The sequence below is a fragment of the Geodermatophilus dictyosporus genome, from assembly GCF_900115505.1.
Classification (GTDB): domain Bacteria; phylum Actinomycetota; class Actinomycetes; order Mycobacteriales; family Geodermatophilaceae; genus Geodermatophilus; species Geodermatophilus dictyosporus.
On sequence record NZ_FOWQ01000008.1, the window covers coordinates 1 to 25387 of the forward strand.

Consider the following 25387-nt stretch of genomic DNA (forward strand, 5'->3'; position numbering starts at 1 on the left):
TAGCCGGGGTGCAGGCCGTGCAGCTCGGCGTGGGTGCGGCTGGCCAGCGCGGTGCGCTCGGCCACCAACTGGGTCCGGTAGTCACACAACGCCCGCAGGTCCGCGGCCTGCCCGATGGGCAGGCGCACCGGGGGCAGGCCCGGTTCGCGGGCGGTGATCCGGGCGATGGCGACCGCATCGCCCGGATCGGTCTTGCCTCGGGCCGGGCGGGCGGTGCGCTCGCGGGAGGTCAGGCTGGATGGCACCTCGACCACCTCCAGCCCGCCGGTGAGCACCAGGCGCACCGCGGCGCCGCGGCCGTAGTTGCCCGAGCCCTCGATGCCCACCCGCGCCACCTGGTGGCGCCTCAGCAGCTCCTCGAGGGCGTCGAAGCCGGTCTCGGTGTTGGCCAGCTCGGTGACCGCCACCGGGCGGCCGCGATCGTCGATGACGGCCACGGCCAGGGTGTCTTTGTGCGTGTCGATGCCGGCGAGCACGCCGACTCCTCTCGCGTCGACTCCGTGCTCGCGACCGCCGAGGTCCCGGGCGGGAGCGCACGCACCTGCGGGCCGCCGCGGCCCACGCTCCTATCAGGCGTCAACCGCCCAGGACATCGGCAGGCGTCACCGGCGGGCACTCACTGCGAAGGCCACACACGATCACGACGGGCAGCAAGACGTCGAGCCTCGCCGGTGACGCCCGCGAGCACCCCGCTCGGCGACGGGGCGTCTCTTCGTACCGCAGGTGCAAGACGTGTGATGCCTTGCGATCTTGTAGTCCCCGGTACCGGTCGAGAGGGCTCTGACCGGTCGGCGGGCGATGTGCGAGGGGCGGGGTGTTGTCCGATGTGCGGCGGTGCTGGGTCGAGTGTCCGGCCAGGCTCAAGCGGTCCATGTGGCGAGACCTCTGGCAACCCTCAGGCCGCCGGCCAGCGCGTCCTGCTGCGAGTCCGTGGGCGCGGCGGACAGGTCAGCCGGCGCGTGCGCGGTCCCACCGTGACGGGTGGATGGACGTAGACGAGGAGCCGTCTAAGGTCGCCTACTCCCGACCGAACAGGAGACCCATGGGCGAGGAGCCGTGGGCTCCCTCAGTTGTCGTGAATCGCGTCCCAGAAGGCCGCCCGGACGCCGCCGGCGCCCCACGCATTCGGCTCGATCAGGTTGCAGAACCACAGCGCCCGCTCGGCCGGCCGCGCCTCCGGCCGCGTCGGGTCCCCCGAGAGAAGCCCGTGGCCGGCGAAGCGCTCGGCGATCTCGGCAACCGTCGCGCCGTACTCTCCGGCGACGCTGCGGAGCGACGCGTTGAGCTCGGCGAGAACCGCGACGGCGTCGTCCCAGGGTGGGAGCCCGAGTCGGCCGGCGTCCCCAGTGCCGTCGCTGGGGTCGTAGACGGTGCCGACGACGATTCGCCCGCCCGGCGCGAGCAGCTCGTCGATCACGGGCAGGGCGCTGGCCAAGGCGCTGCGCACCCGCACGACTACCCCGCGCGCCGCTGAGGTGTCCCCGAACGCGCCGAGCAGGTCGTTCCCACCGATGGTGACGGTGACGATCGTCGGCCGGCGCGTGAGCGCGGCCAGCCGCGGCAGCTGAACTTCGAGCAGGCTTCGCGTCGTCGCGCCGTCCGTGGCCAGCAGCGAAAACGTTGCGTCGGGGTCGACGGTCAGGAGATCGCGGCCGCGCCACTCGGCGAAGTCGTCGTCGCGGTTGCGGTGCAGGAGGCTGGCCCCGCCCCGCCCGGGGCCACCCGAATAGTCGTCGATCGAGATCGAGTCGCCGAGCGCGACATAGTGGGCCGCCGGTGCCATACCGCCATCCTGTGGCCTCAACCGAGCCGGTGCGCAGCGGCGGTGGCTGCGGTGCCTAGCGTGTTGGTGGCCAGGGCTGGCTGCTGTCCTACAAGCGTCTCGCGCTGCGCTACGACCGCACCGCCACGACGATCACCGCGCTGGTCCGTTTCGCCGTCACCCTCATATGCACCCGACGCATTTAGAGCGACTGATGCAACGTCTTCTTAGCGGTCTTCGCTGGCCTGCTTTAGGTGCTGCGTAATTGGGTGTCTAGGGCCGAGGACCCGGCGGCTGCGCTGCAGCGTGTCCTCGCCTAAAGCGCGGGCCGGTTCGGCCTCGCCCAGCGAAGCCAGCGCGCCGGTCAGGGCGGCCGCCGCGACCACCGTGGTGGCGTGATTCGGGCCAAGGACTCGGCGGCTGCGGTGCAGCGTGTCCTCGCCTAGAGCGCGGGCCGGTTCGGCCTCGCCCAGCGAAGCTAAGGCACCGGTCAGAGTGGCCGCCGCCAACAGGGTCATGGCGTGATTGGGGCCGAGCAGCCGACGGCAGCGCTGAAGGGTGTCCTCAGCCAGAGCGCGGGCGGGTTCCGCCTCGCCCAGCGAAACAAGGGCGACGGTCAGGGCGTTGGCCGCCAACAGGGTGACGGCGTGATCCGCGCCGAGCAGCCGGCGGCTGCGTTGCAGGGTGTCCTGGCCCAAGGCGCGGGCCGATTCCGCGTCGCCCAGCGCTGCGAGTGCACCGGTCAGGGTGGCGGCCGCCCACTGGGTTCTGGCGTGGTCCTTGCCTAGGACCCGACGGCAGCGCTGGAGGGTGTCCTGGCCAAGGGCCCGTGCCGATTCCCCCTCGCCCAGCGAAGCCAGCAGACCGGTCAGGGTGCCCGCCGCCTCCAGAGTGATGGCGTGGTCCAGTCCGAGGACCCGACGGCTGCGCTGCAGGGTGTCCTCGCCTAGGGAGCGTGCCGATTCCGCCTCGCCTAGCCCTGTCAGCGCAAGGGTCAGGGCGGCCGCCGCCAACAGCGTGATGGCGTGGTCCAGTCCGAGCACCTGACGGCAGCGCTGCAACGTGTCCTGGCCCAGGACGCGGGCCGACTCCACTTCGCCAATCTGAACCAGGCTAAGGGTCAGATTGCTCGTGGCGGTCAGGGTGTCGGGATGGTCGGGACCGAGGATCGGACGCCAGCGGTTGAGCAACTGTTCGCAGACGGCCCGGCTGGCGGAATTGTCGCCCTTAGCTTGCAGGTAGCGGGCGGTGTCTAGGACGAGATGCCGGCCAGTGGGTGAGGAATCTCCCAGCGGGGCGGTGGCGAGCACGTGCGGGGCTAGCCGAGCGTAGACACCCCAGCCAGCCGGATTCTCCGGATTGCCGGGAGATGCGGCGGCCAGCAGCGCCACTGCTCGGTGGGCGACGGCCTCTTGGTGGTTAGGGGAGAGTTGGTAGCGGATCACCGCCTGCACCAGCCGGTGAACCTGGAAGCCGTCGGGGCGGCGGCGGGCAAGCGAGTAGCCGACCAGCGCGCCGATGGTATCGGCCAGGGCGTCGGGATCCGCGGCGGTCGCGCGCAGCGGCTCTTCGAGAAGGTCAACGTGGACGCCGATCAGCGCCAGCGGGATGGGCTCGGGAGCTAGAAAGGCGGCCAGCTCTAGCAGCTGCACCGCGGCTGGGTCCTGGCCGCGCAGCTGCTCCATCGACAGCGCCCAGGTGGTGTCGACCCGACCTTGATAGCCCAGCACGTCGCCGCGGGCCAGCAGGTCGGCTCGGCGGGCGCGGAACCGGCGCACATAGTCGCCTGCCGGCAGGTCGGTCTGCTCCAAATAACCGGCAGCCTGCGCAGCGGCCAGCGGCAGATCACCGAGCTCGGCGGCGAGCTGGTCGGCCAACTCCTCGCTCATCGCCGGAATGCGGGCCCGCAGCAGCGCCATCGTCTCTGCCCTGGCCATCACGTCGACCTCCAGTCGCCCGCCCAGGGCTCCCCAGCCGGGAAAGCGGGAGGTGATCAGCACATGCCCAGCCCCGCTCGGCCGATGGTCGGCAACGTCCTGCGGCCGCTCCGCATTGTCGAAAATCAGCAGCCAGCGATCCCGGCTGCGCAGCTGGGCGAGCAGTCGGTCGACAGTGGCGGTCACCGTGGGCCCAGACGGAAGTCCGAGCCGGTCGGCGAGGGCGGCGAGCTGGTCCGGAATGAGCACCGGCTGTTGGGCGTCGACCCACCACACCAGGTCGTAGTCGGCGGCGAACCGGTGTGCGTACTCGATCGCCAACTGGGTCTTGCCCACTCCACCCAGCCCGTACAGCGCCTGTACGACGAGCGTGGCCTCCCCGGCGTGCAGCCGCTTCCGCAGCTCGGTGAGCATGTCCTCGCGGCCGGTAAAGTGCGGATTGCGCGGCGGCGGGTTACGCACCTCCGGCAATTCAGGGCTGCTGCGGAGGGAGCCGGCTCCGGTCGTGGTCGTCGGCCCGGAGCCGGCGCCGATCGACCAGGGCACGCTCGGTGCCGGCGGCGGCAACCAGTCCAGTTGCGGGTCCTGGGCCAGGATGGCGGTTTCCAGTTCCTGCAGTGCCCGGCCGGGATCGATGCCGAGTTCCTCGGCGAGGATGCGCCTCACGTGTTGATAGGCCTCCAGGGCCTCGGCCTGTCGCCCCGATCGGTACAAGCTCAGGATCAGCTGACGGTGCAGCCGTTCCTGCAGGGGATAGCGGGTCAGGAGGGTGTGAAGCTCACCGACGAGCCGGGCATGCTCGCCAAGAGCCAGATCGGCCTCCACCCGTGCGATCAGAGCGGTGAGCCACTGCTCTTCCAGCCGAGCTGTCTCCAGCGGAGCGAACGGTGCATCGGCGAACTCGGCGAGTGGCGCCCCACGCCACAGCCCGAGCGCCTCAGCCAACGTCGCCGAGGCCAGCGCCGGCGCTGCAGGGAGAGCTCTCACGCCCTCCCGGACGAGCCGCTCGAAACGCCACACGTCCAGCGTCTCGGGGGCGCACCCGAGCACATAGCCCGGCTTCCGCCGCAGTAACACCACACCCTGGTCGGATGCGTCGTCGACCTGCAGTCGACGCCGCAGCTGGGATACATGCACCTGTACGGCGTTGACGGCGCTGCGCGGCGCCTCGTGCCACAGGCCGGTGATCAGCGAGTCGATCGGCACCACTCGATTCGCCTGCAGCGCCAACATAGCGAGGACAGCCCGCTGCTTGGTTCCGCCGAGCGCCAGAGTCCTGCCCGCGGCGGTGACCTCGAACGCCCCCAGCAGCCGGATGTTCAACGCCAGCTCCTCGCGCCTTCCCCGGTGACCTGTGGTCCGGGGCAGCCGCCCACGAGTCCAACTGCGTCAGACTTATCCCACGCTGCCCATCGTCAGGGGAGCGCTCAAGGGACTTAAGCCCTTCTTCAGAAACCGATCAGGACCGCTCGGCAACCTGATCTCACCGAGTCCACCCGGGACCCTGGTACGAGGAGAGATCATGACCGACGCAGCAACCACGGCCAGCACTCGAGGGGCAGCCCTGGAAGCCACCTTCACTGGTGAGGCCACCATCACGACGGACTTCAATCCGGCTCAAGGCCCATTCGTGGCCGCCATCAAGGTCGGCCTCAAGTTCACCAGTTCCACGGTGGTCGTCACCACGTTCCCGCCGATCCGTACGAGGACATTCGACACTCCCTTCGGGCCGAACAGGGTGACGGTGACGAAGATGGGTGGCGGCAGCGGCACCTTCACGAATGGGTCGATCGCGCTGCCGCTGAAGCTGAAGTTCGACCACAGCGCCGAGCTTCCAAATGTGCCGCTCATGCCCCCCACCGAGGAGGACTCGACCCTGTCGCTGACCTTGCGGACGTCAGGACCGGGTTCACCGGTAGAACCCGACGGCGACGTCACCTTGGTGGGCAGCGGGACCTTCTCCGGCGGAGTGCTCGACGCCAGGCGCGGAACCCTGAAGATCAAGGGCCGCATCTCCCCAAGCCCCGTCAACTGAGATCACCGAGTCGAGGGGCACGGATCACGTCCTACACCGTGCCCCTCGAACCCTCGGCGCCGGGCGAACGATTCAGTCGCCAATTCCTGCATGATGACAATTGTCTCGGAAGTCCCGCCTCTTTGCGGGACACCCGCGTCTCGCTCGTCGACGTCAGTGGCCAGGGCCTGCAGGGGTCCCGAGCTGACGCGCTGGCTGATTGCCGCGGACTCGGTCGCGCTCAAGGGCGCGGTAGACGGTTGAGCGAGCGACGCCGAACAGGTCGGCCAGTTCGGCAGTGCTGTGCTCGCCCTGCCGGTAGAGGTCGACCAGGTGCGTTTCCTGGCGCGGGTTGAGCTTGGGCTGTTTTCCGCGCAGTTTGCTTTTGGCCTTGGCCACCCGGATGCCTTCGCGGGTGCGCAGCCGGATGAGGTCGGACTCGAACTCGGCGACCATGGCCAGCACGTTGAACGGCAGCTGGCCGACCGGATCGTGCGGGTCGTACACCTGCCCGCCCAGGCTGAGCCGGACCTGCCGTCGGGTGAGCACCTCGGCGATCGCCCGGGCGTCGGGCAGGGAGCGGGCCGACCGATCCAGCTTTGTCACCACCAGGGTGGCACCCTCGCGGCAGGCGGCCAGCGCCTCGTGCAGCCCAGGACGCTCGCGGTTGGTACCGGTCAAGCCGTGGTCGACGTAGATGCGCGAGTAGTCGACGCCGAGGGCGAGCAGTCCCTCGCGTTGCGCGGTCAGGTCCTGGGCGTCGGTCGAGACGCGGGCGTAGCCGATGAGCAGCGCCTTCATGGCGCACCTCCACGGGCAGGCCAACGCCGGCGCTCCGGTGGGTCGATCACCGGCGACGGCCACAGCCGCTGTCCACGGACGGTGATCATCACGAATCCCCGTCGTTTGGCTCGTCACCACGACGTCACTCGCGCAGGCGACACACTCCACGCCCGCGAGGGATCCCCTGCGCGCCGTCCCGCGCGACGATCCCCGACGGGCGCTGGAGGCCGGCTCGACGGCTGGTCGGGCATGGCGTCTCCCATCCTGAAGGGTCGGCCCGCGGCGACGAGCCGCGGGCGCTCCGGCGGTGCGCTGTCCAGGTGCTTGCCCCGGCCCCAGTTGTAGTCATCGGTGAACTCGACCTCGGCGCGCCAGCCACGGCCGTCAACGCACAGCCGCCAGGCGCGCTGGAAGCCCGGCCACTACTGGCCGCCGCGCTCAACCTCGACCGCGGGCGGCGGGTCGGACCGGTGCCCCTTGGTTCCGGCGGACGGTCACTTGGGGTCATCGCGCTCGGACTGGATCACCGGGTGCCGCAGGAGCTACGCCATTACGCGGGCCGACGTAGCCACGGGTGTCCCCAATACACATCCTTGCTACAGCGCTAGCCTCTCCTCCACTTCGTTCAACCGCTGGACTGGGGGAACCGTGACAGCGAGGCGCAAGCCAAGGACGCCAAACCAGCGAGCAGACGGTCGAGCGGAGACACAACGAGGAGCTAGCGCTCCCACGAACACTGCGCACAGAGCGACGGACACACCTAAGGAAGCTCGACCCGAGCGCCGTCCATCCATTAGGTCATCAGCCGACCTTCCCGCTGCGGACGCCACAGCCAGCGTGGGCGAGGGCGGCGGCCCGCTGAAGCGCGGGACCAAGCGCATCTTCGCGACCGTATTTGCAATAATTACCTTTGTATCGGGAGCCTTGGCCGGGACGGCCTTAGACCGATGGAGCCCCGCCTGGCTGGACTGGCTAGATGTCGCAAGGGGGGAAAGTCTTCTCAACGTCCGAGCCGCGGACTGGCCTCACACCCCTTGTTCCCGCAAGCTTGTAGCCTCTGTAGCCGAGGGCGAGCAGTTCCCAGCAACATTTGATGCTCTGAACCGCGTGGTTGATTCGAAATTTTTACTAGCGTCGGAGCTTGCAACCGCATACCAGTGGGGAAGCATGGACCTGGTGCTTTCGGGCTCAACCGCGGACACGATCCTCGTCCACAGCATCACCCCAGTTATCTATAGGCAGACCGCAATGGCCCCACACTGGGCTCTGGCGGATGCAGATGGCGACTGCGGTGGTTCCGTCTTCCGACTTCTCGATATGTACTTACAAAACGGAGAAGGCTACGTTGTCGATCGAGGCCTCACCGGAGAGGGGCGCCCCGACGAGGGGGCCCCGGCCTTGAATGGCCTGGGCGACGTATTTACCGTATCGGAAGACGAGCCGGTAGCGCTGCACCTGGACGTGCAAGCCTGTGGCTTCAATTACGAGTTCGGTCTGGACATCGAGTACGTTTTGAACGGCAGGACGTACCACCGCCAACTTGGTTCAAGATCCGACCCCTTCCGCATCGCTGGGGTTGAAGCGACCTACCATTTCACAACGTCGGAGACTCCAGGACCGGATCAGATTCAATTCGCGTCCGAACGCTTTGGGTCGCCATACTGCGCCGACTGAGTTGCCCCGTCTCAGCGACACAATCTCCACCTCGAGACGAGACCCTTGCTCGATGGATGGGCACGTCACGCAACGGGAGGACTTGCGAGCGGCGAAGGTGTTATCAGCACATCTATCCAGGGATGCGGATGCGCCCCGACGGCACAAAATGGCGCCGCTGACCCTCGCGAACCGGTTCACCGCCGTCCGGACGATCTTCCGGGCCGCGGTGCAGGGCCGGCGAGTTTCATCCGATGCGACCGCGGACGCCAGCCAGATTGGTCGGGACTTCAGCCAGCCCCTGGGCCGGCATCGCCGGGTGGTCAAGCGGACGCTGGGTTCGCTGTTGCCCTACGAACGCCGGGGGCTGCGCTACGACGGCACCGCCCCAACTATCAGCTCTGGGCCGGCTCTCGTTATCCTGATCCGCGCCCGCCGACTCCCGACCAACGCATGCAACGTCTTGGCAGCCTGGAGCGCGGGCAACTCTCGGGCTCTCTGGCAGCCTGGAGCGCGGGCAACTTTCGGGCTCTTTGGCAGCTTCGGAGCGCCCTCGGCGGGGCAACCAGGTCGCGGCTCGGCCGGCAGTCAGGAACACACATGAGGGCGCGGACGGCGCCTGATCCGATCACGAGGCTACTCACTACAAGCCCGTCCCGGTAACGGAACCCGCCGCGGCGACGCCCAACAGACTTGAGGACGGGAGCGGCGTCCCGCAGGGGATCCGCTAACGGAATCAGCCAATCCCGAGCTCCACTCGTAATGCCCGGCAAATTGGCTCGGGGCAGTCGTGGTTACCGCAGCCGAGCCGGTCCCGCATTCGGCGGAACTCACCGGGCTGGCCAGCATCACGAACGGCCCGCATCGAAGTCACATAAGACTTGAAGCCGCCGACCAGCCTTTCGTTCTTCGCAACTTCGGCCGCGTGCCCGCCGTTCTCGTCCCGCCTGTGGGCGGCCCGCACAGGCGCAGCCCTTTCGGTCAACGCACGCAGGCGTCGCACGGCGTCGGGGTCGCGCTCAGCAGGCAAGCCGACCGCTTTGAGGTCCGCGATGATGTCCGGCGATTGAGCGCACGCCGTGCATAGCCGCAGGCCCGAGCCGTGCTCCCGGCTGCTGTCGTCGCCACAAACCGGTGTGGCACAGGCCGAGCACCGGCCGATAGCGAAGGTCCCACAGCGGCACGTCGGCCACGGGCTGTCACTCATAGTGAACCCCAGCGCGAAGGTGTGACGCCGAACCAGGCATGGAACCTCCACGGTCACATATGCGGGCGCCATGGCGGGGACCCGGCCGGGGACGTGCCACCCGACCTGCTGATCGCCGGCGTAGCGCTGCTCGACGATGACGCCCGAGCACTCGACGAAGGTAGGGGCGATCGGGCGAAACTCGAGCGACGAGCACCGCTGACACGCCACCGATCCCACAGACACATACTGCCAGTCAGAGCCTCGTCAGTAGATGCGTCGTAATCGTGGCCGGCTGTCCATGCGTAGAGCACCCAGGCGGCCGGACTCAGGTGCACGGACGGTGGCGATGCGGCGAGCCGGTCGGGCTTCGTCACCGCCGGGGTGTCGCCCTCCCGCCAGGTAGCCAAGGCCTCACGCAGCCCGGGTCGCTCGCGGTTGGAGGAGGTCAGGCCGTGGTCGACGTAGGTGTCCCAGAGCTACCACGAGCGCGAGCAGCCCGTCACGTTGGGCGGTCAGGTGTCGGTCGTCGGTGGGCACCCGGGGTAGCCGATCGGCAGCACCGTCATGGCACACCTCCATAGGCGGGCCGACGCCGGTGCTCCGGTGCGTCAATCGTCGGCGACGGCCGCAGCACTACCGCCGACGCTCATCCCCACGGACATGCCTGGCCCGCCCCCAGGAAAAGGACGCCGCACGGTGGGTCCAGGATGTGGTGGCCGATCAACGGGCCGCCCGAGTCGAGGAGTGAGCGGTGGAGAGCCGTGGCCTGGTGTCACTGTCCGAGCGACGACTGCTGGCACGCGGAGTGCCGGTGCGGCCGCTGGTCTACGAGGCCCATCCGTACCTGGCGCTGCTAGCTCCGGTATTGATCAGTGATGTCGGCTTGCTGGTTCGTGCACGGGCCGGCAAGGCTCAGGTGAGGATGTGGGCCGAGATTGATCCCACGGTCGATCTCGGCAAGCGAGGTCGCTTTGCGGACTGGGTTCTCGCGCGGATCGACGAAGCCCCGTCATGTCAACGCTGGCTGCGGCTCGACGAGCTGTCTGCGGACGACGAGCGCTCGATCCAATGGGTGGATTTCGCGGAGCTCCTGACCTGAACGTTCCACCCCGGCGAGGCACGCGACGTTGCCGATGACAGGGGCAGCCAGTGGAGTCTTGGACGAGGACGGCGATGCCGTGTCGACGAACTCGGGCAGCGGCCGCGGGCGCGGGCGCGGTGGACTCGGCATGCCTGAACGGTCGCCTTACTGCTCAAGTGAGTGACGCGTACTCGTCGCTCATTCGTGTCGGCTAGCCAGCTTGGGCGATGGGCGCTGCTGATCGCGCAACTACGGTCTCGGCATGGGTTTGTTCTCTCGGCCGATCGACGAGGCTGAAGCTCTCCGCATCTGCAAGAATCTGCAGGCATATTTCGGCGCGCACCTTTGGACGAGCTCCCTGCATCGCCGCAATCTGCGGCTGGATGCCCCAGAAGTATGGCGGAAGGTCATTTCCCAACAGGCCGGCGACCGCAAGAATCTCCGCTCGGTACTCAAGGCGCTCGAGGTCGTCGAGGCCAGGTATCCCGGCATTGTGAAGAGCATGACGGACAACGTCATCGAGCACATGGAGGCCGGCGGGCTGCCCGGCCACTATCGGTCGACCGCTGTGGACGAGATCGAACGGTGGGAGCGGCGCAGGCGCGCGGTAGCGAGCGAGACCAGGATCACCTGACGGCCCCCGCCGGGGAGCCACCGCCGACCCGTGCGTGCAGGCGCAATGCCGTGGCCGCCCTGATCCCCGGGGAGACGGGTGGACGCCGCTGGCGTCGTCCCGAGTGGAGGTGCGGACTGCGACGTCGGGTAGTCGGAGTCGGGCATCGAGTCATCGGAGAAATCCACCCGCGGACAGGAGCCCTCGGCGGTCCAGGAAGGTGTTGTAGGCACGGCAGGAGGTCTCGCCCAGGTGCAGGCACGCGCTGCACGCGCCGGTCCCACGAGCGCAACCGGGGTCGAGAGGGCATCGGGACTCGGCCGTGGTGACGGTGTCCAGCAGCAGGTTCAGGTTGGTCTCGAACACCGACTGCAAGCCACCGAGGACGAAGTCGCCACGCGGGGAGGCGTAGAGGAAAAAGCCGAGGTGGCTGGGCACCAGGTACTCGTTGAGCGCGTCACGGTCGATGCCGGCGAAGACGGCGGTCTGACGGATCATGCGGTGGGCGTAGCTGTGCACGAGGGTGAGAACGTCCGCTCCGACGGTGGGGGTGGCGGGCATGTCGCCGGGGGCAGGAATGTCGACGGCGGCAGCGATCGCGGCGCGCGCCTGGCGTGCATCGTCGTCCCCGGGTGACCACCCGGGCAGGCCGTGACCGCGGTTGTGGAGCCAGCGGGCTCGACCAGCGCCCACAGCTCGTCAGTGATCCGCCGCGGCGGCGGGGAAGACGCCGGCGATGACATGCCCGGCACCTGCATCGGCGCGCCACAGCGAGACATAGCCCGTGAACCTACTTCCGCAACGTCTTCTAGGCGGCGCAACATCTGTAGTGCTACCCCGATATAGGCACGGCCGAGAGTCGAGTCTTCCTCCGGTGTGCGCCTTCTAAATTGCGTCCGGCAAGCTTTCTGCGACAGGCGGCTTCAAGGACACGCAGCATCCCCCCGGCGCCGCGTGCGACCACGGCCGTCGAGCTTCGTCGGGCGTCCTCAAGCCGATGCGACCCCTGCCGAGGACCTTAGGAGCTCGAGGGAATCTCGTGCGGCGACGGCACGCTCCGAGCAGGCTAGCGGCGGTACGTTCTACACCGCGCACAGCTGTCATATGACGTTTGCTGCACGCAATAGCGGTAAGGCCTCTCGCCTGAGCGAATCGTCTCCACTGTCCCCCCACAATCTCAGCATGGCTTGCCCTGCATTCCCTGCGTATCGGAACCTAACCGGCCAGTCGAGGGGCAATTCCGATAGTAGCCGCCTGTACATCTCTACACTGAGACGGAGCGCTGCAACCTCTCGCCTAAGCAACCATGATTCATGAAGCAGGCTAGTAAGATTCTCAAGAGCGTCTATACGCCTGTTCACATCCGTGACCCAGAGGTCGGTTCCTCGCCAAACCTCCTGGGCGTACGCAATCAATCGCCATTGAGCGTTGGCGGTGCGAACATCTTTGAAGTCGTTCCAGAGCTCGACTAATCGGTAGACGCACTCCTCTACACGTTTGTCAGCGGCCGAGATGGCGGTGGTGCATGGCGTCGACCCGGTGGACTCAGGAAGAAGTTCCGTGTCCCAGTGACGCCCTTCAAATGTGTCAATCACACGGCGGACGTCAACCCTGGCTCGCTGCGTGGGGAAAAAATCCGCAACGCCACGAGGAGCGAATCGCGCTCCTACGGTACTCTCCGTCACGGTTCTACAGAACTCTAGGGCACTGATGTACGCAGTGGGCAAGATGACCACGACTGCATCCGCCTGCGGCCGAAGCAACACGTAGGAGACGTCCTTTAGTTCCGACGCGACATGTGCTACTAGAACGACGCCGCGAGTGGCGTCGAGTCCAAGAGCGGACACTTCGATTGCCACCTGTGCGGGGGTTCTATTCTGTACGAGCACGACGTGCCTACGCTTTCGCAATCGCGGCTCGCCGATCGCCGTTCCGAGGAAGGAGCCACCATCGCGAACACAAACGGTCGTGTCTTCAGATAACCCCTCCAGCCACGATCTAAGCGCACCGGGGGAAACATGAACCGCGCTCCGACCGCCACTGGAGTCCATGAACCAAAGTGCGGAGTCTCCGGGAGGCAGGTAGCGGGGCTTCTTTCCTACAGGCTCGATGCCTGGAATCGGAGCGGTTGAGCAATTGTTCTGGACGTGGACCAGCGGATGCGCAGGAAGAACTGAGACGGGGGGGTAGTAAGCCACTTGACCCGCAGTTGACGTCGTCGACCCTAGTATTACCCCGAGCTTCGTCGGAGCCATGTTCAGAAGCTGCGATCTCTGCTCCCACTCCCGAGTCAGTCGATCGCGATCGGTCCGAGGTAGGCTCGGGTCGACCGCGAGATCCTTAATGATATGCGACGCGATGTCGCGGAACAATGGCTGACCAGTCACTGGCTCAACCAAGCCGCGATAGGAAATGCTTTGCCCACCGAGCGGAACCTGGCTACTGATTGAGGCGGCGAAATTCGTCCCGCTCTTACTGACGGAGCGGAGTATATCGTCTTCTTGTGCAGCAAAGAACCTGCTGAGAGCAGGAAAGCGACGGTCAGGTCGATTTTGCGGCGCATTGAGCCATCGCTCCATCGCATCTACGTCCCGAAGATGAAGCGGGGACCAGTCATCGAGGATCGAAACCGCTAATGCGAGTTGACCGAGAGTGAGCGCAATATTGATCTTGTCGTCGTCAGCAACCGGCCTAGCGCGCAACCATTCGATGACATGAGCGGCATCCTGGTAATCTTTGGGGTGGCGGCTCCAATAGGCAGGCAGCTCTCGCTCAGGCACGCCGATACTTGAAGCGAACGTGGCGACCGCTTCGTGGGTGAATCGTGACGCTTCGATCAAGTCGTCCAGCAGGCGTGCGCACCTATCCCTCACCTGTCCTGCTGGGGCTGGATCGAGACCCTCCCCTGACAGCGCCAGCTGTACCAGCCCTAGATGCGTTGACTTCAACAGCAGATCATGAGCGGATTCGTGAGAGAGAATCTGACCTAATGGCTGACCGCTGGCTACACGTTCGATACTTATGATGATCCGACCAGAGCTGGACAGACCTGCCCAGTCTCGACTGAAGGTGACGCTGCGAGTCCCCGGCGCTTCGGGCATCTAGTTCACTCCTAGCTCAGCTTGTACGCTCATCTTTTGAGTCAGGCTGGCGGGGTTCATGAAGATAGGCGATGCCGTCTAACGGCACGCCTTGCAGCCACAACAATGTGAGTTGCCCATTGACTGTCCTCTCATCACTGGGCGTTGCTGGCAACGGAAGATGTAGCGCTGCGAGGACGTCAAACCTGTGCAGGTCGAAAGCCACCCCAATTGCATCGCCATATTGGGAGGCAGCAGAGACTGCCGCCCTGTAGCTCAGCCAAGCAAGGAAAAGGGGCCCTAGGGTGATGACGATCCACAGGCCGTCGTCGAGGAGTACGAGTATGCTCGTCAGGCCGACCATCATCGCTACTGCGCAGAGCCTGCAAGAGGCATCCAACTGCGCGCGGCGGTCATCAACGATCTCTTTCGTTCTGGCTGAGATAACAGGGTATATTCGCGACCACCATGTGACCGCGTCGGCCCCATAGGCTGACCCAGCGGAGTACTCGGCCGCGCGGAGAACATTCCCGAGGGTTGTAGGCATCAACGCCGAATCCTTGTCGGGAAAGCGGCGAGTGAGCGTCCAACTCGCTGTAAGAATTTGCTCAGCCTCCCTCGGGTTTGGATTCCCGAGCGCTTGGGACTCGGACACTAAGCGGTCGCGGATGGCTCGTTGCCGGCGAATCGCACGACGCTTCAGGCCCGAGAGGCCCCACCAGGCAGGCCAGTAGCCTTCCAAAATGCGAACGAGCGGCAACTGCAAGGGGTGCAGCAGGACCGACAGGAGCAGAGCTACTAGTGCTAGTACCAGCGCGCCTGACACAGAAATATTGAGAAGCTGTACGATTGCGTGCTTGAAGTCGAATGGCCCGGGAGGTGCGTCTGCTGAGATCAGCAGGAGGACCGCGAGAATGCCAGCATAGGTAGGAAGGTAACCGACCAAGGCGAAACGTGTGCTTGTCGCTTGTTCAACCGAGACACCCAGAGGCACCGAGTCGCTCATGCAAGATCCCGCCTGTACAGCATCGCGCTGCCGTCATTGGGGCAAAGTGGAGGTTCCGGAGGGTAGCGCGCAACTAGGAGCTCCGAGTCACCCTGCGGGCAGGCGAAAGTCAGCAGGCGCCACGACTGAGGGATTCCCGGCAGAATGGCGCCATCGCTAACGCCAAGGGCGTACCCACCCGAGGAATCTCGCGGGAACTCGCCGGAGTCGGTAGGTGGCCTAACTGCTTCTTCCGTGTCCGTTCCTACCCATAGCATGGAACGCCCGCCCAGTGCCATGATGACCGCTTTCAGGCGTTTATTGCTCCTCAGCAGGTTCCGCGCCCACGCGACATCTTCGTCCGTCGCCTCGCCAGGAAATCCACCATGTCTGATCCAAAAGATCACGTCATCGAGATCTTCTTCGTCAAGTATTCGCACCTCACCACTCCTTCGATGGGTAGGACCAGAGCAACGTCACTGGCTGGATCCTCGCGGCCGGTCGCTGCTGCGTCCCATGGTGGCAACTCAAGGGGAAGGTCGCCTGGCGGTGGCCCGCCAGTTCCGGAGGTGCTAGTCATCGCCCACGGCCTAGGCGGCATCCCAGCGGGCGACGGAGGGCTCGTAGTGCTCCGGCTTCAGCCGTCCAGCCCTGCAGTGGGTCCTCTTGCTGTATGGCCGCGGCGACAGGGTCGAGCAGGTCGTAACGCCTCCACCGTGCCAACAGTCGATTCGCCGACAGGCGGAAGCCGCCCCGGCCAAGTGCCGCGACTTGGCCTGGCAGGCGTGCCAGTTCGACGTGCGTGGGACGGGGAGTTAGTGGATCGTGAGCTGGCGCCAACAGCGGGAGGAGGGTGCTCGCGTCACCCTCTCTCAGCACGCCCGCGGAGCAGCCGGCCGCCCCCACCCTGCGGGCGAAGGGCCACGCCTCACCGACTCGGAGTGCGACGCCTCCCGTAGTGCCGCCTGCGGCTGCGCTACTGCAGGGTCGGTGAAGGCCGTCACGACCAACCTGTCGACCCATGCCGCCGCATCGGTCACGAGCTAGTCACCGGCGCTGACGTACCAGGCATCCGCCAGCAGCGCCGCTCAGTGCTCAGCGAGCTTCTGAGCGGCTGACACGCTCTCGGTGCTCACGACATGCAGTCTGCCGGTGGTCGACGGAACACTTTGCCGACGCCTGCCTGCGGCACGGTCTGAGCTTGGCCGACGCCGTAGGCGGCGCGTTGACGCTGTCAGCTGCGGCACTCGCGCCCTGCCGGTGACGGACGGCCGCACGATCGGGACCGCCGAGGCGCTCGGCACCGTCACGGCCGCCTGCGCGGTCCTCGAGTCGGTGGGTGACGAGTTGAGCCAACACGCGCTCCGGGTCGATGGGCTGCCCGCCGGCGAGCCGGTAAGCAGCCCCGGTGGCCCGCCGAGCCGCCCGTCGAGGCGGAGAGCGGCGATGCGGTGGCCGGCCTGACCTGAGTCGGCGTGACTAACCGGGCAACCAGGACAAGCGCCGGAAGCGGGGGACCAGTCGTCTAAGCCGGCCACGTCGAGGCTCCCGGCGTGACCAATCCATGACCAATGCAGAGGAAAACAGGGGTCCTGAGAGGGTTCAACGGGCCCTCTGGAGGCTCCTCCATAGCTTCTCCAGGAGAGCTAGCAGGCCCATTGACCTGCGGTGATGCGTGGAGCGGGTGACCGGGATCGAACCGGCATGGCCAGCTTGGAAGGCTGGGGCTCTGCCATTGAGCTACACCCGCGAGGTGCCCGCCCAGCGTAGCCGCCCGGTCGATAGCGTCCGAGCGTGACCGACGCCACGTGGCTGGACGCCACCGCCTCCGCCGACCTCGTCCGCCGCGGGGAGGCCGGTGCGGCCGAGCTCGTCGACGCCGCGATCGCCCGCATCGAGGCGGCAAACCCGCAGCTCGACGCCGTCCTCCGCGACCGCTTCGACGCCGCGAGGGAAGAGGCGAAGAGCGGCCTGCCCGACGGGCCGTTCCGCGGCGTGCCGCTGCTGCTCAAGGACATGGGCGCGCACATGGCGGGGGAGGAGACCGCCTACGGGCTGGCCCCGCTCCAGGAGGCCCGCATCCGCTGGCGGCGCGACAGCCACCTCGCCGACGCCTTCCGGAAGGCCGGCTTCGTCGTCCTCGGCCGCACCAACGTCCCCGAGCTCGGCACCACGGTCACCACCGAGCCCGCCGCCAACGCCCCGGCGCGCAACCCGTGGGACCGCACCCGCTCCACCGGCGGCTCCAGCGGCGGGTCGGCCGCGGCCGTCGCGGCCGGCATGGTGCCGGTCGCGCACGCCAGCGACGGCGGCGGCTCCATCCGCATCCCCGCCAGCGAGTGCGGCCTGGTCGGCCTCAAGCCCACCCGCGCCCGCGTCAGCCAGGGCCCCGACGTCGGCGAGGGCTGGGCCGGCGCCGCCATCGACGGCGTCGTCACCCGAACGGTCCGCGACGCCGCCGCCGTCCTCGACGTCATCGGCCGGCCGATGCCCGGCGACCCCTACGCCGCCCCGCCGCTGCCCCGCCCCCTGCGCGAGGAGGTCGGCGCACCCGTCGGCCGGCTGCGCGTGGGCCTGCTCGGCGCCCCGCCCGACGGGCGCGGGCTCGACGACCCCGAGTGCCGCGCCGCCGTCGCCGCGGCCGGCCGGCTGCTCGAGGACCTCGGCTGCACCGTGGAGGAGGCCGCCCCCGCCGCCTTCTTCGACGACACCTTCCAGCGCGACTTCAACGCCACCATCGCCGCCGACACCGCCCGCACCCTCGCCGACTTCGAGCGCGTCCTCGGCCGCGACATCGCCGACGGCGAGCTCGAGCCGCGCAACGTCCACTACCGCGCCCTCGGCAACCGGATGACCGCGACCGAGTACCTCGCCGCCCGCGCCCGGCTGGGCTCCTGGTCGCGCCGCATGGCCGCCTTCTGGACGCCGGCCGACGACGGCGGCGAGGGCTTCGACCTGCTGGTCACCCCGACCGTGGCTGCCCCGCCACCGGAGCTCGGCTGGTTCACCGCCGCCGGCCCGCGCGAGGAGGGCCGCCGCATCGGCTCCTTCATCCCCTGGACGGCGCAGTTCAACGTCACCGGCCAGCCCGCCGTCAGCCTGCCGCTGCACACCACCGGCGCCGGCCTGCCCGTCGGCGTCCAGCTCGCCGCCGCCACCGGCCGCGAGGACCTGCTGGTCCGCGTGGCCGCCGCCCTGGAGGAGTCGGCCCCGTGGGCGGGACGCCGTCCGGGGGCGCACGCCTAGACTCGGACCGCCACGGGGTGTGGCGCAGCTTGGTAGCGCACCCGCTTTGGGAGCGGGGGGCCGTGGGTTCGAATCCCGCCACCCCGACCCCGCGCGCGGCGTCTCTAGACTCGGGGGCCGACCCGGCGTCGTCCCTGCCCGGCGCCCGTCCCCGTCTGTCTACCGAGGAGCACTGCCGCTGTGAAGAGCACCATCGAGGAACTGGGCCCCACGCGGGTCCGGATGGCGATCGAGGTGCCGTGGGGGGACCTGGACCACGCCTTCGGTGAGGTCTACAAGGAGCTCGGCCGCCAGGTCCGCGTCCCCGGGTTCCGTCCCGGCAAGGTGCCCAACCGCGTGCTCGACCAGCGCATCGGCCGCCCCGTCGTCCTCGAGCAGGTCGTGCAGCACGCGATCCCCGAGGTCTACTCCGAGGTCGTCCGCGAGAACTCCGTCCGCGTGCTCGGCCAGCCCGACATCGAGGTCACCCGCCTCGACGACAACGACACCCTCGCCTTCACCGCCGAGGTCGACGTCGTCCCCAAGGTCGAGCTGCCCTCCCTCGACGACCTCGCCGTGACCGTCGACGACGTCGAGGTCACCGACGAGGAGATCGACCAGCAGGTCTCGGTCATGCGCGAGCGCTTCTCGATGCTGACCGGCGTCGAGCGCGCCGCCCAGGACGGCGACTTCGTCTCCATCGACCTCGAGGCCCGCGTCGGCGACGAGGTGCTCGAGGACGGAAGCACCAGCGGCACGTCCTACGAGGTCGGCTCCGGCTCGCTCATGGAGGGCCTCGACGACGCCGTCCGCGGGCTGTCGGCCGACGAGTCGGCGACCTTCGAGACCGCGCTCCAGCAGGGGCCGCACGCCGGCGAGCAGGCGCAGGTCACCGTGACCGTCCGCTCGGTCAAGGCCAAGGAGCTGCCGGAGCTGGACGACGACTTCGCCTCCACCGCCAGCGAGTTCGACACCCTGGCGGAGCTCCGCGACGACGTCCGCACCCGGCTGCAGCGGGTCAAGACCATGCAGCAGGGCGCCCAGGCGCGCGACAAGCTGGTCGAGCACCTGCTGGCCACCACCGAGGTGCCGATCCCCGACGGCCTCGTCGACCGCGAGATCGAGTACCGCAACCAGGCGCTGCAGAACGAGCTGCAGCAGGCCGGCATGGACTGGGACGCGTTCGTGTCGATGACCGGCTCGGAGAGCCGCGAGGCCTACGAGGCCGAGCAGCGCACCCAGATCGAGGAGGCGGTGCGCACCCAGTTCGTGCTCGACGCCATCGCCGACGCCCGGGAGATCACCGTCGACAACGACGACCTCTCCGCGCAGATCATGGCCCAGGCCTCGCGCAACCGGATGAGCCCGGAGCAGTACGCCCAGCAGCTGCAGCAGGGCGGCAACATCGCCGAGTTCGTCGCCGACGTCCGCCGCACCAAGGCGCTGGCCCAGCTGCTGGAGCAGACCACCATCACCGACGCCTCCGGCAACGTCGTCGACCTGGAGGCGCTGCGCCCGCGCACCGTCCCGGCCGCGGACGACGCCGCAGCCGCCACCAACGACGTCGCCACCAACGACGTCGCCACCAACGACGTCGCCACCGACGACGCCGCTGCTGAGGACGCCGCTGCTGAGGACGCCGCTGCTGAGGACGCCGAGGAGGCGCCCGACGCCGAGGTGGCGACCGCCGTCGCCGTCGAGGCCGCGGAGGGCGCCACCGAGGACAGCGGGGACGTCGCCAAGGGCTAGTCTCCGACCCCGCCTCGACGGACGCCGTCCTCCCTGCACCCGCGGGGAGGACGGCGTCCGTCGTCTCCGCCGGCGCCGCGCTGCGCCGTCGGCGAACAGGCCCCCGCGCCGGGACTCCGGGCCCGGGGGTGCGCGTTAGGGTCGACGTGACTCGGGGTGGACGCCGGGGGTACGGCCCGTCCGGGCTCCCCGGTCCCGCTCCCACGAGCCCGCCCATCGAGACCGACTGCTTCCCCGCCCAACGGAGGTCACCACACCCGTGAGCACCGACCCGAACCCGGCGATGTCCCCGCTCATGCGGGGCGGCGCCGGGGGGATGAACCTCAACGACTCGGTCTACGAGCGCCTGCTGCGCGAGCGGATCATCTTCCTGGGCACCCAGGTCGACGACGTCATCGCCAACCAGCTCGCCGCCCAGATGCTCCTGCTGTCCGCCGAGGACCCCAAGCAGGACATCCACCTCTACATCAACTCGCCCGGCGGCTCGGTCAGCGCCGGCATGGCCATCTACGACACGATGCAGTTCATCGACTGCGACGTCGCCACCTACGGGATGGGCCTGGCCGCGTCGATGGGCCAGTTCCTGCTCACCGCCGGCACCAAGGGCAAGCGCTACGCCCTGCCGCACGCGCGGATCATGATGCACCAGCCCTCGGCCGGCGTCGGCGGCACCGCCGCGGACATCGCCATCCAGGCCGACCTGTTCCGCCGCACCAAGAAGGAGCTCAACGAGCTGCAGTCCTTCCACACCGGGCAGCCGATCGAGCAGATCGAGAAGGACTCCGACCGCGACCGGTGGTTCACCGCGCAGGAGGCCCTGGAGTACGGCTTCGTCGACCACGTCGTCAGCCGTGCCGCCATGACCGACAGCACCAACCCGGTCACCGACAACTGACGGCCGCGAGGAGAACCGCCATGAGCTTCGAGATGCCCTCCAGCCGTTACATCCTGCCCTCCTTCGTGGAGCGCACGAGCTACGGCATGAAGGAGTCCAACCCCTACAACAAGCTCTTCGAGGAGCGCATCATCTTCCTCGGGGTGCAGATCGACGACGCGTCGGCCAACGACGTGATGGCCCAGCTCATCACGCTCGAGTCCGCCGACCCGGACCGCGACATCACCATCTACATCAACTCGCCCGGTGGCTCCTTCACCTCGCTGATGGCCATCTACGACACGATGATGTTCGTCCGGCCCGACATCCAGACCGTCTGCATGGGCCAGGCCGCCTCGGCCGCCGCGGTCCTGCTCGCGGCTGGCACCCCGGGCAAGCGCCTGGCGCTGCCCTACTCCCGGGTGCTCATCCACCAGCCCTCCGGCGAGGCCGGCGGTCAGGTCTCCGACCTGGAGATCCACGCCGCCGAGATCGCCCGGGTGCGGTCGCAGATGGAGGAGATCCTCGCGCGGCACACCGGCCGGGCGGTGGACCAGGTGCGCTCCGACATCGACCGCGACAAGATCCTCACCGCGACCGAGGCCAAGGAGTACGGCATCGTCGACCAGGTGATCCAGAGCCGGAAGCTCAACGCGCTCCCGGTGTGACCGACCGCAGTATCCCCGGACGGTACGGCCCGGAGTCGCGCGTGTCGCGCCTCTGACCCGTACCGTTCGGGGTGCAGTGCCGGGAGTGACGAGCGAGTCGACCCACCCCGGCGCACCGGGGCGTCGGAGTCCCGCGGCGCCGGTGGCGGCAGGTACCGTCGGCGAGCGCCCGATCCCCGGTTGGCAGCGCCGGGAGGTCACCCCTCGCGGCACCCGCCTCCAGCGGGGCCGAGCACACGGGCAACGTCAGCGACACATCATCCGCAGGTCCGTTCCACGCAGGACCTGGTTCCCCCGAGGTGGAGGTCAGCAGGTGGCACGAATCGGTGAGAGCGGTGACCTGCTCAAGTGCTCGTTCTGCGGCAAGAGCCAGAAGCAGGTCAAGAAGCTCATCGCTGGCCCCGGGGTCTACATCTGCGACGAGTGCATCGACCTCTGCAACGAGATCATCGAGGAGGAGCTCTCGGAGTCGTCGGACCTCAAGTTCGACGAGCTGCCGAAGCCCAAGGAGATCCACGACTTCCTCGAGCAGTACGTCATCGGCCAGGAGAAGGCCAAGCGGACCCTCGCCGTCGCCGTCTACAACCACTACAAGCGGGTGCAGGCCGGCGGTGAGCGCGCCAGCCGCGACGAGTCGGTGGAGCTGGCGAAGTCCAACATCCTGCTGATGGGCCCGACCGGGTGCGGCAAGACCCACCTGGCGCAGACCCTCGCCCGGATGCTCAACGTCCCGTTCGCCATCGCCGACGCCACGGCGCTGACCGAGGCCGGCTACGTCGGCGAGGACGTCGAGAACATCCTGCTCAAGCTGATCCAGGCCGCCGACTACGACGTCAAGCGCGCCGAGACCGGGATCATCTACATCGACGAGGTCGACAAGATCGCCCGCAAGAGCGAGAACCCGTCGATCACCCGCGACGTCTCCGGTGAGGGCGTGCAGCAGGCGCTGCTGAAGATCCTCGAGGGGACGACGGCGTCGGTGCCCCCGCAGGGTGGCCGCAAGCACCCGCACCAGGAGTTCATCCAGATCGACACGACGAACGTGCTGTTCATCGTGGGTGGTGCCTTCGCCGGACTGGAGAAGGTCATCGAGCAGCGGGTCGGCAAGCAGGGGATCGGCTTCGGCGCGGAGATCCGCGGCAAGAAGGAGATCGAGGCCTCCAGCGCGTTCGCCGAGGTCATGCCCGAGGACCTGCTGAAGTTCGGGATGATCCCCGAGTTCATCGGCCGGCTCCCGGTGATCACCAGCGTGCAGGCCCTCGACCGCGAGGCGCTGATCAGCATCCTCACCGAGCCGAAGAACGCCCTGGTGCGCCAGTACCGGCGGCTCTTCGAGCTCGACGGGGTGGAGCTGGAGTTCACCGACGACGCCCTCGAGTCGATCGCCGACCAGGCCATCCTCCGCGGCACCGGCGCCCGCGGGCTCCGGGCGATCATGGAGGAGGTGCTGCAGTCGGTGATGTACGAGGTGCCCAGCCGCGAGGACGTCGCCTCCGTGGTGATCACCAAGGAGGTCGTGCTGGAGCACGTCAACCCGACGATCGTGCCGCGCAAGCCCAGCCGCGAGCGCCGCGAGAAGTCCGCCTGACGCACTGACGCAGTCCCGACGGCCCGTCTCCCCGGCGAGGGAGGCGGGCCGTCGCGCTGTCCGGGGCCGGTCGCGGCCGGGTGGTGTGCGGTTGTGGCGCACCGCCGGCCGTCGATGCGCCACGGGTGCACATCACCGGGCGCCGAGCAGGACCTCCCGCGCCCGGCAGACCTGCTGGACGTCCCGGCGGCAGGCGTCGGGCTCCCGGGTCAGGCGGCGGTGGCTGAACCGGAGCACCACCCAGCCGAGCGCGGCCAGGGCGACGTCCCGGCGGGTGTCGCGCTCCCGGTCGGCGGCGCTGCCGTGGAAGGCGGCGCCGTCCAGCTCGACCGCCACTCGCAGGGCCGGCACCGCGGCGTCGAGGAACACCGTCCCGAACGGCAGGACGACGGGGTGCTGCTGCACGAACCGTGGCATCCCCGGTCTGGTCAGCACGTGCCGCACGCCCCAGATCTCCAGCTCGCTCCGACAGCCCTGCTCGACCAGCTCCACCAGCGCCACCAGGCCCCGGCGACCCGGTAGTGCAGGACGGCGGGCGACCTCCGCCCGCAGCCCGGCCACGGTCACCTGCCGGTCGCGGAGGGTGCCGATCACGGCGGCCCGCGCCCCGTCGACCAGCCGCCGCGACCCGTGCCGCCCGGACGCCCACCCCACGCGTCGACCAGCGACCGCGGCAGCGGGGCGACCGGGAAGGGGCCGAGCCGGTCGCGCACCAGTTCCCGCACACGGTGGACGACCAGGCCGCGGCTGCGCGGTGCCCGTCGCGCGGCGGGGACGGACACGTGCACCGGACCGTCGTCCTCGAGCACCCGCCACACGGCGAGGGCGGTGACGTGGCTCAGGGTGCCGTCGACGGCCAGGGCGCCGGCGAGCGCCCGGGTCTGCCAGTCGTCCCAGCACGCCGGGTCGACGACGACACCGCGGTGCGGCCGGAACAGCCGCCCGCGGGTGACCCAGCGGCCGACGGTGTGCCGGTCGACCCGTCCGGCGAGGTCGGCCGCGCGGGCGACGCCGAACGGACCGAGGAGCGGCAGCAGGTCGAGGGCCACTCCGCCACGGTGGCGTGGGACCGGGGCCGCGCGGGAGTCCCCATGGGTCCGTGGACGGGCCGGGTGGCTGTGAATGCCGAGGTGGTGTGCGTCCGTGGCGCATGCCGGGCGTGGGGTACGCCGTAGCCGCACACCGCCGCCCGGGCGCACACGGTCGACCGCGGCTCCGACGGGCCGGGGGACGGCGGGGCTGGCAGGCTCGGCGGGGTGCGTGTCCTGACCGCCCTGCCCGAGGCGGCCCGCCGCGCCTTCCGTGCCCGCGTCTCCGGTGACCCGACCGGCGCACCCGACTGGGTCCGCGACATCGCCCGGGTGGGCACCGGGCCGGGATGGTTCGAGCCCGACGGCGTGGTGTGGCGGGTGCACGGCGACCTGTCCACCCTCGTCGGCGGGGTCGCCGCGCTGCTGGGCCAAGCGGCGCACCCGCTCGCGCTGGCCGGCGTCCAGCGGCACTCGGCCTACCGCGAGGACCCGTGGAAGCGGCTGGCCGGCACCGCCCGCTGGCTGGTGGTGAGCACCTTCGGCTCGGCCGAGCTGGCCGGGCAGGAGGCGGCCCGGGTCCGCGGGATGCACGAGCGGGTGCGCGGCCGCGCGCGGGGCCGCGCCTACTCGGCGTCCGACCCGGCCCTGCTGCGCTGGGTGCACCTGGCCTTCACCGACGCGTTCCTCGCCGCCCAGCAGGCCGTGGGCCAGGACCTGACCGGCCGCTTCGGCCGCGGCTGGCCCGACGTCTACGTCGGCGAGTGGGCCCGCACCGCGCGGGAGCTGGGCGCCACCGACCTGCCGGGTACCGCCGCCGAGCTGGCCGAGGCGATCGCCGCCCACCGGAGTGAGCTGGCGCCGGTCCCCGACGACCTGCGCGCCTTCCTCGCCGCCCCGCCGGGGCTCAGCCCGCCCGAGCGGGTGTTCTACCGCGGGCTGTCCGGGGCGGCGGCCCACCTGGTGTCGCCCACGCTCGCCGGCTGCGCGGGAGTGCCCGGGCGGGGCCGCGGCGGCACTCCCCAGGTCACGGCCACCCGGCTGCAGCTGCGCGGGCTCCGCCTGGCCCTGGGCTCCTACAGCCCGTCGGAGCAGGCGGCCCGCTGGCGTCTCGGCCTGGGACCCGCACCCGCCTGGGCGGCCGACGACGCCGCCTGA

18 protein-coding genes, 2 tRNA genes and 2 pseudogenes are annotated in these 25387 nt (G+C 68.9%); 12 read left to right on the top strand and 10 right to left on the bottom strand.

What is annotated here, in order from left to right; all coding sequences use genetic code 11:
* Together BMZ33_RS17420 and BMZ33_RS17425 are read right to left on the bottom strand one after the other, a co-directional pair.
* A partial coding sequence (locus BMZ33_RS17420) for an IS110 family transposase (protein ID WP_136697219.1) occupies window positions 1-476 on the bottom strand: 476 nt, incomplete at its 3' end.
* 590 nt (window positions 477-1066) lie between these two features.
* Window positions 1067-1783, bottom strand: a complete 717-nt coding sequence (locus BMZ33_RS17425) for a GDSL-type esterase/lipase family protein (protein ID WP_091113725.1) — start codon at window positions 1781-1783, stop codon at window positions 1067-1069.
* A gap of 74 nt (window positions 1784-1857) precedes the next feature.
* On the opposite strand from BMZ33_RS17425, the pseudogene BMZ33_RS23775 reads away from it, so the two are divergent.
* Window positions 1858-1968 (top strand): annotated as a pseudogene (locus BMZ33_RS23775) (IS5/IS1182 family transposase); the annotation flags it as partial.
* Between the two features lie 21 nt (window positions 1969-1989).
* On the opposite strand, the gene fxsT reads toward BMZ33_RS23775, so the two are convergent.
* On the bottom strand, window positions 1990-5022 hold the full coding sequence (fxsT, locus tag BMZ33_RS17430) for an FxSxx-COOH system tetratricopeptide repeat protein (RefSeq protein ID WP_091113728.1): 3033 nt from the start codon (window positions 5020-5022) through the stop codon (window positions 1990-1992).
* Window positions 5023-5221: 199 nt separating this feature from the next.
* On the opposite strand from fxsT, the gene BMZ33_RS17435 reads away from it, so the two are divergent.
* The gene (locus BMZ33_RS17435; RefSeq protein WP_091113729.1) at window positions 5222-5734 is read left to right on the top strand and encodes a hypothetical protein; all 513 of its coding nucleotides are present in this window, start codon (window positions 5222-5224) and stop codon (window positions 5732-5734) included.
* A gap of 153 nt (window positions 5735-5887) precedes the next feature.
* Here the strand turns inward: BMZ33_RS17435 and BMZ33_RS17440 are convergent, their stop codons facing one another.
* Window positions 5888-6514 carry a recombinase family protein gene (locus BMZ33_RS17440; RefSeq protein ID WP_091113732.1) on the bottom strand — a complete coding sequence of 209 codons (627 nt, stop codon included), beginning with the start codon at window positions 6512-6514 and terminating at the stop codon, window positions 5888-5890.
* 819 nt (window positions 6515-7333) lie between these two features.
* On the opposite strand from BMZ33_RS17440, the gene BMZ33_RS22790 reads away from it, so the two are divergent.
* Window positions 7334-8170: a hypothetical protein gene (locus BMZ33_RS22790; RefSeq protein WP_136697335.1), complete on the top strand. Its 837-nt coding sequence runs from the start codon at window positions 7334-7336 to the stop codon at window positions 8168-8170.
* A 1239-nt stretch (window positions 8171-9409) separates the two neighbouring features.
* Here the strand turns inward: BMZ33_RS22790 and BMZ33_RS24795 are convergent.
* A pseudogene (locus BMZ33_RS24795) lies at window positions 9410-9796 on the bottom strand (hypothetical protein); the annotation flags it as partial.
* A gap of 293 nt (window positions 9797-10089) precedes the next feature.
* Between BMZ33_RS24795 and BMZ33_RS17450 the strand changes: the two are divergent.
* Window positions 10090-10437: a hypothetical protein gene (locus tag BMZ33_RS17450; RefSeq protein ID WP_136697336.1), complete on the top strand. Its 348-nt coding sequence runs from the start codon at window positions 10090-10092 to the stop codon at window positions 10435-10437.
* Between the two features lie 244 nt (window positions 10438-10681).
* Complete coding sequence (locus BMZ33_RS17455; RefSeq protein ID WP_091113743.1) at window positions 10682-11053, top strand: hypothetical protein; 372 nt, start codon at window positions 10682-10684, stop codon at window positions 11051-11053.
* Between the two features lie 150 nt (window positions 11054-11203).
* On the opposite strand, the gene BMZ33_RS17460 is transcribed toward BMZ33_RS17455, so the two are convergent.
* The 3 genes from BMZ33_RS17460 to BMZ33_RS17470 form a co-directional block, all read right to left on the bottom strand.
* Window positions 11204-11593: a hypothetical protein gene (locus tag BMZ33_RS17460; protein WP_136697337.1), complete on the bottom strand. Its 390-nt coding sequence runs from the start codon at window positions 11591-11593 to the stop codon at window positions 11204-11206.
* Between the two features lie 2556 nt (window positions 11594-14149).
* A complete protein-coding gene (locus tag BMZ33_RS22795) occupies window positions 14150-15118 on the bottom strand; it encodes a hypothetical protein (protein ID WP_136697338.1) in 969 nt (322 codons plus the stop codon).
* A gap of 1655 nt (window positions 15119-16773) precedes the next feature.
* Window positions 16774-16847, bottom strand: a tRNA-Gly gene (locus BMZ33_RS17470).
* Window positions 16848-16891: 44 nt separating this feature from the next.
* Between BMZ33_RS17470 and BMZ33_RS17475 the strand changes: the two genes are divergently transcribed.
* The 6 genes from BMZ33_RS17475 to clpX all read left to right on the top strand — a co-directional run bounded on the left by BMZ33_RS17475 (window position 16892) and on the right by clpX (window position 23201).
* Complete coding sequence (locus BMZ33_RS17475) at window positions 16892-18343, top strand: amidase (protein ID WP_091113754.1); 1452 nt, start codon at window positions 16892-16894, stop codon at window positions 18341-18343.
* Window positions 18344-18356: 13 nt separating this feature from the next.
* Window positions 18357-18430: transfer RNA gene (locus tag BMZ33_RS17480), tRNA-Pro, on the top strand.
* Window positions 18431-18523: 93 nt separating this feature from the next.
* Complete coding sequence (tig, locus tag BMZ33_RS17485; protein WP_091113757.1) at window positions 18524-20071, top strand: trigger factor; 1548 nt, start codon at window positions 18524-18526, stop codon at window positions 20069-20071.
* Window positions 20072-20330: 259 nt separating this feature from the next.
* Window positions 20331-20966 (top strand): ATP-dependent Clp protease proteolytic subunit, encoded by a 636-nt coding sequence (locus BMZ33_RS17490; protein ID WP_169064496.1) that lies wholly within the window; start codon window positions 20331-20333, stop codon window positions 20964-20966.
* A 20-nt stretch (window positions 20967-20986) separates the two neighbouring features.
* Window positions 20987-21613 (top strand): ATP-dependent Clp protease proteolytic subunit, encoded by a 627-nt coding sequence (locus tag BMZ33_RS17495; RefSeq protein WP_091113761.1) that lies wholly within the window; start codon window positions 20987-20989, stop codon window positions 21611-21613.
* 313 nt (window positions 21614-21926) lie between these two features.
* Entirely contained in the window at window positions 21927-23201 is a 1275-nt protein-coding gene (clpX, locus tag BMZ33_RS17500) for an ATP-dependent Clp protease ATP-binding subunit ClpX (RefSeq protein ID WP_091113764.1), read from the top strand.
* A 132-nt stretch (window positions 23202-23333) separates the two neighbouring features.
* Here the strand turns inward: clpX and BMZ33_RS23465 are convergent, their stop codons facing one another.
* Window positions 23334-23795: an endonuclease domain-containing protein gene (locus BMZ33_RS23465; protein WP_169064497.1), complete on the bottom strand. Its 462-nt coding sequence runs from the start codon at window positions 23793-23795 to the stop codon at window positions 23334-23336.
* The gene (locus BMZ33_RS23470) at window positions 23792-24250 is read right to left on the bottom strand and encodes a hypothetical protein (RefSeq protein WP_169064498.1); all 459 of its coding nucleotides are present in this window, start codon (window positions 24248-24250) and stop codon (window positions 23792-23794) included. The genes BMZ33_RS23465 and BMZ33_RS23470 overlap by 4 nt, the downstream gene beginning before the upstream one ends.
* 207 nt (window positions 24251-24457) lie before the next feature.
* On the opposite strand from BMZ33_RS23470, the gene BMZ33_RS17510 reads away from it, so the two are divergent.
* A complete protein-coding gene (locus tag BMZ33_RS17510; protein ID WP_091113767.1) occupies window positions 24458-25387 on the top strand; it encodes an oxygenase MpaB family protein in 930 nt (309 codons plus the stop codon).

Bases quoted from the DNA above. Each gene is read 5' to 3' on its own strand.
- BMZ33_RS17455 (WP_091113743.1), top strand. From the start codon at position 10,682: ATGGGTTTGTTCTCTCGGCCGATCGACGAGGCTGAAGCTCTCCGCATC.
- BMZ33_RS17495 (WP_091113761.1), top strand. From the start codon at position 20,987: ATGAGCTTCGAGATGCCCTCCAGCCGTTACATCCTGCCCTCCTTCGTG.
- BMZ33_RS17440 (WP_091113732.1), bottom strand. From the start codon at position 6,514: ATGAAGGCGCTGCTCATCGGCTACGCCCGCGTCTCGACCGACGCCCAG.
- BMZ33_RS17425 (WP_091113725.1), bottom strand. From the start codon at position 1,783: ATGGCACCGGCGGCCCACTATGTCGCGCTCGGCGACTCGATCTCGATC.
- BMZ33_RS17435 (WP_091113729.1), top strand. From the start codon at position 5,222: ATGACCGACGCAGCAACCACGGCCAGCACTCGAGGGGCAGCCCTGGAA.
- BMZ33_RS22795 (WP_136697338.1), bottom strand. From the start codon at position 15,118: ATGAGCGACTCGGTGCCTCTGGGTGTCTCGGTTGAACAAGCGACAAGC.
- BMZ33_RS17460 (WP_136697337.1), bottom strand. From the start codon at position 11,593: ATGCCCGCCACCCCCACCGTCGGAGCGGACGTTCTCACCCTCGTGCAC.